The organism is Domibacillus sp. 8LH (assembly GCF_038806185.1).
In the GTDB taxonomy this organism is placed as follows: domain Bacteria; phylum Bacillota; class Bacilli; order Bacillales; family Domibacillaceae; genus Domibacillus; species Domibacillus indicus_A.
Genome location: NZ_JAVJNG010000029.1, coordinates 40,742 through 47,254, shown reverse-complemented (window position 1 = coordinate 47,254; position 6,513 = coordinate 40,742). Strand labels below are relative to the sequence as shown.

The 6,513-nt window shown below is 44.2% G+C and carries 7 protein-coding genes; all 7 read right to left on the bottom strand.

What is annotated here, in order from left to right:
- Positions 1 to 272: 272 nt before the first annotated feature.
- The 7 genes from lysS to hslO all read right to left on the bottom strand — a co-directional run bounded on the left by lysS (position 273) and on the right by hslO (position 6,500).
- On the bottom strand, positions 273 to 1,757 hold the full coding sequence (gene lysS, locus RG959_RS20965; RefSeq protein WP_342798774.1) for a lysine--tRNA ligase: 1,485 nt from the start codon (positions 1,755 to 1,757) through the stop codon (positions 273 to 275).
- A gap of 15 nt (positions 1,758 to 1,772) precedes the next feature.
- A complete protein-coding gene (gene dusB, locus RG959_RS20960) occupies positions 1,773 to 2,771 on the bottom strand; it encodes a tRNA dihydrouridine synthase DusB (RefSeq protein WP_342798773.1) in 999 nt (332 codons plus the stop codon).
- A 20-nt stretch (positions 2,772 to 2,791) separates the two neighbouring features.
- Positions 2,792 to 3,304: a 2-amino-4-hydroxy-6-hydroxymethyldihydropteridine diphosphokinase gene (folK, locus tag RG959_RS20955; RefSeq protein WP_342798772.1), complete on the bottom strand. Its 513-nt coding sequence runs from the start codon at positions 3,302 to 3,304 to the stop codon at positions 2,792 to 2,794.
- A complete protein-coding gene (gene folB / locus RG959_RS20950; protein ID WP_342798771.1) occupies positions 3,301 to 3,666 on the bottom strand; it encodes a dihydroneopterin aldolase in 366 nt (121 codons plus the stop codon). Before folB ends, folK begins: the two co-directional genes overlap by 4 nt.
- Positions 3,659 to 4,480, bottom strand: coding sequence for a dihydropteroate synthase (gene folP / locus RG959_RS20945; protein ID WP_342798770.1), 822 nt, complete (start codon positions 4,478 to 4,480; stop codon positions 3,659 to 3,661). Before folP ends, folB begins: the two co-directional genes overlap by 8 nt.
- Before the next feature lie 80 nt (positions 4,481 to 4,560).
- Positions 4,561 to 5,481, bottom strand: a complete 921-nt coding sequence (cysK, locus tag RG959_RS20940) for a cysteine synthase A (RefSeq protein WP_342798769.1) — start codon at positions 5,479 to 5,481, stop codon at positions 4,561 to 4,563.
- A gap of 143 nt (positions 5,482 to 5,624) precedes the next feature.
- Complete coding sequence (gene hslO / locus RG959_RS20935) at positions 5,625 to 6,500, bottom strand: Hsp33 family molecular chaperone HslO (protein ID WP_342798768.1); 876 nt, start codon at positions 6,498 to 6,500, stop codon at positions 5,625 to 5,627.
- Positions 6,501 to 6,513: the final 13 nt, after the last annotated feature.

Below are 6,513 nucleotides of genomic sequence, written 5' to 3'. Positions count from 1 at the left end.
CGGGGTGTTTTTAATGGAAGATAAAAATTAAAACGTTGACGTTTTTATTGATTTTGTTCAGTTTTCAATGTTCAATGTGTCATTTGCGACTTTAATATCTTAACATTCCTCTTAAATGATGTCAATCACTTTTTTGAAATATTTTTTAAGTTTGTTGTTCTATGTTGCTGACAACGAATATAAATATACCACCGTGATTCATCCGACGCAAGCTTTTTTTAAAAGTTTTTTCCAAAATAAAATCTCCGGTGTTTTCACCGGAGATTTGTTTATTAATCTTTATGTCTCATATGCGGGAATAGAAGAACGTCACGAATAGATGGAGCGTTCGTTAAAAGCATAACCAAACGGTCGATACCGATACCTAAACCGCCTGTTGGAGGCATACCGTATTCCAGTGCTTCGACGAAATCATCATCCATTTCATGCGCTTCATCATTTCCTTGCTCACGCTCTTTTAATTGCGCTTCAAACCGTTCACGCTGATCAATTGGATCATTGAGCTCTGTGAAGGCATTAGCGTGTTCACGACGAACGATAAACAGCTCAAAACGATCCGTGAAACGAGGATCTTCCGGATTCTTTTTCGCCAGTGGTGAAATCTCAACCGGATGTCCATAAATGAACGTAGGCTGAACAAGCTCTTCTTCTACTTTCTGCTCAAAGAACTCGTTGACAATATGTCCATATTGCATCGTTTCTTTGTAATCAATGCCGTGTTCTTTCGCAAGTGCCCGTGCTTCTTCATCGCTCATTTCTTTCCAGAAATCAACGCCTGTATATTCTTTTACTGCATCCACCATATGAAGACGGCGCCATTCTGGTTTTAATTCTACCGTATCTTCTCCATATTGAATCGTTGTCGTACCGAGCACTTCCTGCGCCACATGAGCAATTAAATTCTCAGTTAAGCTCATGATATCTTTATAATCTGCATATGCTTCATACAGCTCAATCATTGTAAATTCAGGATTGTGGCGTGTCGATACACCTTCGTTACGGAATACGCGGCCAATTTCATACACTTTTTCCATACCGCCTACGATTAGACGCTTTAAGTGCAGCTCAATCGCAATCCGCATATATAGTTCCATATCAAGTGCATTATGATGAGTGACGAACGGACGAGCTGCAGCTCCACCAGCGATCGCATGCATCATTGGTGTTTCCACTTCTAAATAGCCGTTGTTATCAAGATAGCGACGCATTGACTGAATAATACGGCTGCGTGTGATAAATGTTTTTTGGCTTTCTTGATTAGTGATCAAGTCCAAATAACGCTGACGGTAACGCTGTTCAACATCCTTCAGCCCATGGTGCTTGTCTGGAAGCGGACGAAGCGCTTTTGTTAAAAACACATATTCTGTTGCTTTAACAGACAGCTCACCTACGTTTGTTTTAAACACTTTCCCTCTCACGCCCACAATGTCGCCAAGGTCTGTTGAAGTAAACAAATCGTATTGTTCTTCACCTACTGCATCTTTTCGTACATAAATTTGAATTTGTCCAGTTAAGTCCTGTACGTGAGCGAATCCAGCTTTTCCTTTACCGCGTTTTGTCATAATACGGCCGGCAACGACTACTTCCGCCCCTTTTTCTTCAAGCTCTTCCTTCGAAAACGATTCGAATTCAGCAGCAACGCTTTCCGCTGTGTGGCTCCGCTCAAAACGGCCGCCAAACGGGTCTAAGCCTTTTTCCTGCAATGCCCGCATTTTCTCTCTTCTGACTAACAACTGGTCGTTTAATTCTTCACTCATTCCGTTCACTCCTAATTAAACCGCCTGATTGGACGCTTCTTTTTCTTCTACTTCATTTACAAATGTGGTCAGCAGTGTTACAAGCTGGTCACGTGTTTCACATTCATTAACTTCTTTACGCACTTTACCGTTTCCACGGATTCCTTTTAAGTACCAAGCCGCATGCTTTCTCATTTCACGTACAGCTACGTTTTCATTTTTCAAGCCGATCAGGCGATCTAAATGAAGCAGGCATACGTCAATTTTTTCACGAGGTGTTGGTTCCCCAATTAGTTCACCTGTTTCAAGGTATTGAACTGTTTGATAAATCATCCATGGGTTTCCAAGCGCCGCCCGGCCGATCATAACGCCATCACAGCCTGTCTCCTCTAGCATACGTTTAGCATCCTGTGGCGTTTGAACATCACCATTTCCGATCAGCGGAATATTAATAGCCTGTTTTACTTCTTTAATAATATCCCAGTTCGCATGGCCTTCATACATTTGTACACGCGTACGTCCATGAAGCGCAACAGCCTGGCCGCCGGCACGCTCTACTGCACGGGCATTTTCAACTGCATAAATATGATCTTCATCCCAGCCCATACGCATTTTTACCGTAACTGGCTTGTCTACCGCATCTACGACTGCAGAAACCATTTCGTAAATTTTATTTGGATCAAGCAGCCATTTAGCTCCAGCATCACATTTTGTGATTTTTGGAACCGGGCAGCCCATATTGATATCGATAATATCTGCGTTTGTATTTTTATCAACAAAGCTTGCCGCTTGAACGAGCGATTCTTTTTCGCCGCCAAAAATCTGCAGGCTAAGCGGGTTTTCACGCTCATCGATATAAAGCATATTCATTGTTTTCTCGTTTTGAAAAATAATCCCTTTGTCACTAACCATTTCAGCGCACACCATGCCGGCGCCAAATTCCTTAACTGTAAGACGGAAAGCAGAGTTACATATGCCAGCCATCGGCGCAAGCACTACCCGGTTTTTGATTTCAACCGGTCCGATATTGAACATGTACAATCACCTTTCTATTTTCACAAGCGGTAAAAGGCGTCTGCTGTTTTCCATAGCTTGACGCCTTCTTTCCCTTGCACATTTTTTACGTATTGCTCCAGCGGCAAACTTGTACCAGGAAGCGTTATTGCTGTATCTATTTCTGCCAGCGGAATGAGCACAAAAGCACGTTCTGTCATTCGCGGGTGAGGAATAATAAGACTATCTGATTTAATATTGTCGTGATTATACAGTAAAATGTCAAGGTCTATTGTACGTGGACCCCATCGAACGATCCGCTCACGACCTAGTTTGTTTTCGATTTCCTGGCAGGCTGCAAGCAGTTCATCCGGTGTCATGGATGTTTTTAGCTTAACTACGATATTTAAAAAAGACGGCTGATCCGTAAAGCCGACAGGATCTGTTTCATAAATAGAAGAGACTGCCAGCAGCCGCAGGCTTTTTTGCTCCTGCAGCTGACGAACAGCTTCTCTCAACTGGTCTTCCCTGTTTCCCATATTGGTGCCGAGTGATAAATAGGCTTCGTGGATCATTCTTCGCGCCCCCGTGTAATTTCAACAGCAACAAAGTCGTAATGACCTGGAATAGGAGGATCCGGCTTTATAATTTTCACCGTGCAGGACTTCACAGCTGAAAAATCTTCTAAAATGCTGGCAGCGATTCTCTCCGCCAATGTTTCAACAAGTTTGACCGGCTCGCCTTCAATGACTTTTTTGCATGCATGGTAGACGTCTGCATAATTAACGGAATACTCCAGGTTATCGGTTTGACCCGCTTTCTTTAAAGAAACGTGCAGGGTTACATCAGCCCTAAACCGCTGGCCAAGCTTGTTTTCTTCCGGGAATACACCGTGATAGCCCCAAAACTCCATTCCTGTAACGTATATCTTATCCACGATCCGGCTCCTTTCCGATTAAAGCATCCATCATCTTCATCATTCTGGCAATTGGCTTAACGTCATGTACCCGCATAATGCGGCAGCCTTTTTGCGCTCCAAAGCAGCAGGTAGCGCCCGTTCCTTCCATCCGTTCTTCTACAGGCACATTCAAAACATAGTCGATTACCCGTTTACGCGAGGTGCCGAGCAAAACAGGATAACCAAGAGCAGCAATCTGATCAAGGTTTTGCATCATTTCAATGTTTTGCTCCATTGTTTTGGCAAACCCAATGCCCGGATCGACGATAATTTGGTCATCGGCTACTCCCGCTTTTTTGGCAATTGTAATACTTTCATCCAGGTCGTTTAAGCAGTCCTTCATAAAGCTGGTGTAATTCTTTTCTTCACGATTGTGCATTAAAATAATCGGCACCTGCTTTTGGGCCGCCACCGCGGCAATGTCCGGCTCCTTTTTCGCTCCCCAAATGTCATTAATAATGGACGCACCTGCTTCTACTGCTTTTTCGGCTGTACGCGCTTTAAATGTATCTATAGAAATAGGGACGTCCACTTCCCGAGATACAGCTTCAATAACAGGGACCGTTCTACTGATTTCTTCTTCAATAGAAACCGGTGTATAGCCCGGACGTGTGGATTCACCGCCGATATCGATGATGCGTGCACCGTCTGCAACCATTTGTACGGCACGTTGTACGGCTGCTTCCTTCTCGTTGTAACGGCCGCCATCCGAAAACGAATCGGGTGTAATATTTAAAATTCCCATTACGTGAATCGCTTCTTCAAAATTAAGAATGAACTTTCCTGCCTTCATTTTTGCACCGCTCCTTTTCCATTTCTTATTTTAACACGAAAAAAAGCCAGACTGCGTTTAGCAGTCTGGCCGAAGCTCGATTAATCGAATTGATAAAGCGGTGTGCTCAAGTAGCGCTCTCCGTTTGATGGAAGAATCGCCAATACTTTTTTGCCTTTGCCAAGCTTTTCAGCGACTTGAATCGCAGCTGCAATGGCGGCACCAGATGAAATCCCGCCAAGAATTCCTTCTTCGCGCGCAACACGGCGCGCTGTTTCAAATGCTGTGTCGTTATCAATTTGAATGACTTCATCATAAATTTGTGTATCAAGGATCGCTGGTACAAAGCCTGCACCGATTCCTTGAATTTTATGAGGACCTGGCTTTCCGCCTGAAAGAACCGGTGAATCTTTCGGCTCTACTGCAAAAACCTTGGCATTTTCCCATTTTTCTTTGATCACTTGTCCTGCTCCTGTAATGGTACCGCCTGTACCGATACCCGATACAAACGCGTCAAGCTGATCAAATTGCTCTGTGATTTCTTTTCCTGTTGTTAAGCGGTGAACCTCAGGGTTTGCTTCGTTTTCAAATTGCTGAGGCAGAAAGTAGCCGTGCTCTTCTGCAAGCTCTTTTGCTTTGCGGATCGCACCGCCCATGCCTTCAGGACCTGGTGTAAGCACAAGCTCTGCACCGTAAGCGCGAAGAAGGTTGCGGCGCTCCATGCTCATTGTTTCAGGCATAACTAAAATCGCTTTATAGCCCTTTGCAGCTGCGATCATTGCAAGACCGATTCCTGTGTTTCCGCTTGTCGGTTCAATAAGTGTACCGCCCGGCTGCAGGCTGCCTTTTTTCTCAGCTGATTCGATCATCGCAAGCGCAATACGATCTTTTACACTGCTGCCCGGGTTCATATATTCAAGTTTTACGTAAACATCTGCACTGTTTTCGCCCACCACATTGTTTAGTTTTACAACAGGTGTTTGACCAACTAAATCTGCTACTGAATTCGCCACACGTACCATGAATTTGTTACCTCCAGTTAAATGCCGAGTATTTTTATTGGTTATATAGAATTTACCAGCTTTTTAGCGAAAAGTCAATTACTTTAATTTAAGTTCGGGGCAGCTATAAAAAAACCTGCCTTTATAGGCAGGTTTTTTTACTTTTACACTTCTTGCTTTAATTGCTCCAGCTCTTCTTCAGAGAATTGGTATTTCTCATTACAGAAATGGCATTGCGCTTCTGCTCCATGGTCTTCATTGATCATTTCCTGGATTTCCTCGCGTCCCAGGCTGATGATTGCGTTTCCGAAGCGTTCTTTTGAACACTTGCAGTTAAACTGGACTGGCATCGTTTCTAAAAACTTAACGTTTTCTTCACCGAGGATATAAATCAAAATTTGCTCGGGCGTTAATCCACGTTCGATCAGTTTTGAGATCGGCTCCATCGTTGTGATGCGCTCCTCTAAAATCGTAACCGTTGCATCATCGGTATTCGGCAGCAGCTGCACGATAAATCCGCCGGCAGCTAAAATTGTATTATCTGGATTCACAAGCACACCTACCCCCACAGAGGAAGGAACCTGTTCAGAAACAGCGAAATAGTACGTAAAATCTTCGCCCAATTCTCCAGAGACGATCGGCGTCTGGCCGCTGAAATTTTCACGCAGGCCCAAGTCTTTGACGACAGTCAGCATTCCTTCTGTGCCGACCGCCCGGCGCACATCCAGCTTCCCTTGTTCATTTAAATCAAAATGCGTTTGCGGGCGCGTAATATAGCCACGTACATTGCCTTTCGCATCGCTGTCTACAAGAATGGGACCAGCTTCACCATTCCCTTCAACTTTTAAGGTGATTTTCTCTTCACCTTTCATCATCGCACCCATCATGACGCCTGCTGTCATTGTACGTCCAAGCGCTGCAGAAGCAGTCGGCCATGAAGCATGTCTTCTTTGCGCTTCCCCGACCATTTTCGTTGTATCCACTGCATACGCACGAACCTGTCCATTAAAAGCTAATGCTTTTACTAAATAATCGCTCACAGTCCTCTTCCTC

Excerpts from the sequence above, each read along its gene's own strand:
- dusB (WP_342798773.1), bottom strand. The coding sequence starts at position 2,771 with ATGTTCAATATCGGACCGGTTGAAATCAAAAACCGGGTAGTGCTTGCG.
- cysK (WP_342798769.1), bottom strand. The coding sequence starts at position 5,481 with ATGGTACGTGTGGCGAATTCAGTAGCAGATTTAGTTGGTCAAACACCT.
- lysS (WP_342798774.1), bottom strand. The coding sequence starts at position 1,757 with ATGAGTGAAGAATTAAACGACCAGTTGTTAGTCAGAAGAGAGAAAATG.
- folK (WP_342798772.1), bottom strand. The coding sequence starts at position 3,304 with ATGATCCACGAAGCCTATTTATCACTCGGCACCAATATGGGAAACAGG.
- folP (WP_342798770.1), bottom strand. The coding sequence starts at position 4,480 with ATGAAGGCAGGAAAGTTCATTCTTAATTTTGAAGAAGCGATTCACGTA.